Annotated in this window: 1 protein-coding gene; it reads left to right on the top strand. The window is 68.8% G+C overall.

The genetic code is table 11. The features are described 5' to 3' along the window. On the top strand, positions 1-349 hold a 349-nt coding region (locus ACSNOK_RS33590; RefSeq protein ID WP_436784554.1), incomplete at both ends, for a hypothetical protein.

Raw genomic sequence — 349 nt, 5'->3', positions numbered from 1 at the left:
CGCCGAGCGCGTGGTGAAGGACCCCAAGGGCATCTCGCGCGAGAACCGCTCCTACCTGGACTGGTTCGACCAGGACCAGGTCAAGATCGAGCAGATGCGGAAGATCGAGGCCTCGCTGCTCACGCAGATGGACGAGCAGGCCCGTACGCTACGGGCCGAGGCCCAGCAGTCGGCCCTCTTCAACGGCATCCTGGTGCTGCTGGTGCTCGGCATCTCGCTGGTCGGCGCGTTCGTCGTGGCCCGCTCCATGATCCGCTCGCTGCGCCGGCTGCAGGACACCGCGCAGGACGTGGCCCACCGACGCCTGCCCGAGCTGGTCAAGCAGCTCTCCGAGGCCGACCCGCAGGAC

This window comes from Streptomyces sp. URMC 126, assembly GCF_051386555.1.
In the GTDB taxonomy this organism is placed as follows: Bacteria; Actinomycetota; Actinomycetes; order Streptomycetales; family Streptomycetaceae; genus Streptomyces.
Note: the sequence above shows the minus strand (reverse complement) of the source record. Positions and strands in the feature narration are given on the sequence as shown.